We start from the raw sequence: 1,976 nt of genomic DNA, 5'->3' as shown, positions 1-1,976 counted from the left end.
TCCTGTCTTTGACAGTTTCAAAAGTTAAAATGCCCTTGAACCCCAGTATTTTACTGGCTTTCAGGGCATTTTTATTTCGTTTTGAAAATAAAAAAATAGTATTTTATTTTCCTTTGCTTTGTTTTTGTATTGTCCGCATTTGACTTTTTGTTATAAATTCAAAATCTGTATTAAAATGACAAATCTCATGTAGTTTGTCTGTGAGCTCTGTTCGTTTATATAGAGGTATGAAACCTTGCTCTTTCACATATGCAAAATTAAAATCTTTTAAGGTCTTTAGAATCTCTTCGCATGTATACTTGTGGTCTAAAAATTTTTCGAGATATCTGTAAATAATCAAGGCTAAAAAGCAGGTTAAGAAGTGAGACGTAATTCTATCAGTCCTTTGTAAAAATACCGGTCTTGCTTCAAACTCGGTCTTCATAATTCTAAAGCATTCTTCTATTTGCCAACGCTTTTCGCTTATATTTAGTATTTCACTTACATTATCATCAAGTAGGTCTGTTGAGACGGCATACATACCATCATACTTTGCTTCCTCATCTATTTTGTCTGTATTAAGAAAGCTATGTACCTTTGCCTTTTCACCATCATCAGTTACTGCGATACTGCCAAGAAACCTGGCCGGATCATTAGGATTTCTTCTTTCTTTTTTGATACTGCCTTTTTCAAGCATTAACTTAGCTCTGTCAACTTGTCTTTCTCTAATAGCCGTTTGGTATTTGGCATATTTTGGTGAATATGTGATGATAAGTCTTTGAGATAAATCTTTTGGTGTATAGGGAGCATCTTTGTAATATATAGTCTCATCATCCTTTGAGATTTCAGCCAGGTCTACCACTTTATTATCGTACAAACTTTTAAATCCTTTAGTATCTAAAGCCCATTGCCTATCCTGTGCATTAAGCTTTTTTATTGATTGAGTGACTACAAAAGCTCTTTCACCCATGTGATTGTATTTTCTTATTTTTTCCGAACCAAGTCCGGCATCACTACAGTAAATAAACTTTTGACAATCAAACTCATTTAAAATTTTTTCTTCAAGTGGTTTAATAGAGGTTTGTTCATTTGCATTTCCGGGAAATAGAGAAAAAGCAAGAGGAATACCGTCACCATCCATAAACATACCCATTTGTATTATAGGGTTTGGTCTATGTTCCTTACTTTTGCCGTATCTCTTAATGCCATCTTCATCCTCAATCTCAAAATAATAGTTAGTACAATCATAAAAAAGAAGATTATCATTACGCTTACCTACTAAATGACTATTTCTATAAGTTTCAGATTGTATAAGGTCACATTCTTTACCGAGTACATTTAAAGAGCGATATACATCATGTAATTGGTAAGACGGTGGCTCTAAAAAGTCCATAGAACAAGAGTAACTTGAGCGTTTGCTGGAAGGTTCGAGTATTCTGGAGTAAATCAAATCGGATAGTATCGAGTTGATATCAAACTTGAAGTTATACTTATCCCTTATCTTTCTGCAAACTTTGTTTAAGCCAAGTTGATAATAAAAGTACTGTAAAAACAGGTAACCTCCACGATAGAAGACCTGTTGCTGAGGCTGTAGTCTTTTGCTTGAGTTAAAAGAAATATTTACTGTTTTATCTTCTTTGTACTTCTGTGTTTCAAGTTTTGCCTCGGCACGAGCCCATTTCATGACGTCATCTCTAGTGGGTCCATGCTCTTTTAATAAATCAGCGAGAGTACCAAGTTTGCGTACATTTACAGAGGTGCTAACCCCTTTGTCATTTATAAAGCTTTTGGAAATATAGAATGACTCTGCATTTTTTGATTTTGATGTAGTAACTTTCATAGATAACCTCCACACCTTATTATAACATAAAATACTAGAAAATACTATATAATAAAACGAATATTTTGACAAAAATTTCAACTGAAGAATGTAGGTTATATGCGGGTTGTAGGACTTTTTTAATGATTATTTAGGTGAACAAACTGTCAAAGACCCG

The 1,976-nt window shown here is 33.6% G+C and carries 1 protein-coding gene; it reads right to left on the bottom strand.

Annotated elements, in window-relative coordinates; translation table 11 throughout:
* Positions 1–103 precede the first annotated feature (103 nt).
* Positions 104–1,819, bottom strand: coding sequence for an IS1634 family transposase (locus tag SBH76_RS13365; protein ID WP_009662801.1), 1,716 nt, complete (start codon positions 1,817–1,819; stop codon positions 104–106).
* Positions 1,820–1,976: the final 157 nt, after the last annotated feature.

It is taken from the genome of Lachnoanaerobaculum sanguinis, assembly GCF_033242365.1.
GTDB lineage: Bacteria > Bacillota > Clostridia > Lachnospirales > Lachnospiraceae > Lachnoanaerobaculum > Lachnoanaerobaculum sanguinis.
The sequence above is the reverse complement of the archived record's forward strand: the minus strand, read 5'-3'. Positions and strand labels throughout refer to the sequence as shown.

Coding starts and splice junctions, on each gene's coding strand:
- SBH76_RS13365 (WP_009662801.1), bottom strand. CDS start 1,819: ATGAAAGTTACTACATCAAAATCAAAAAATGCAGAGTCATTCTATATT.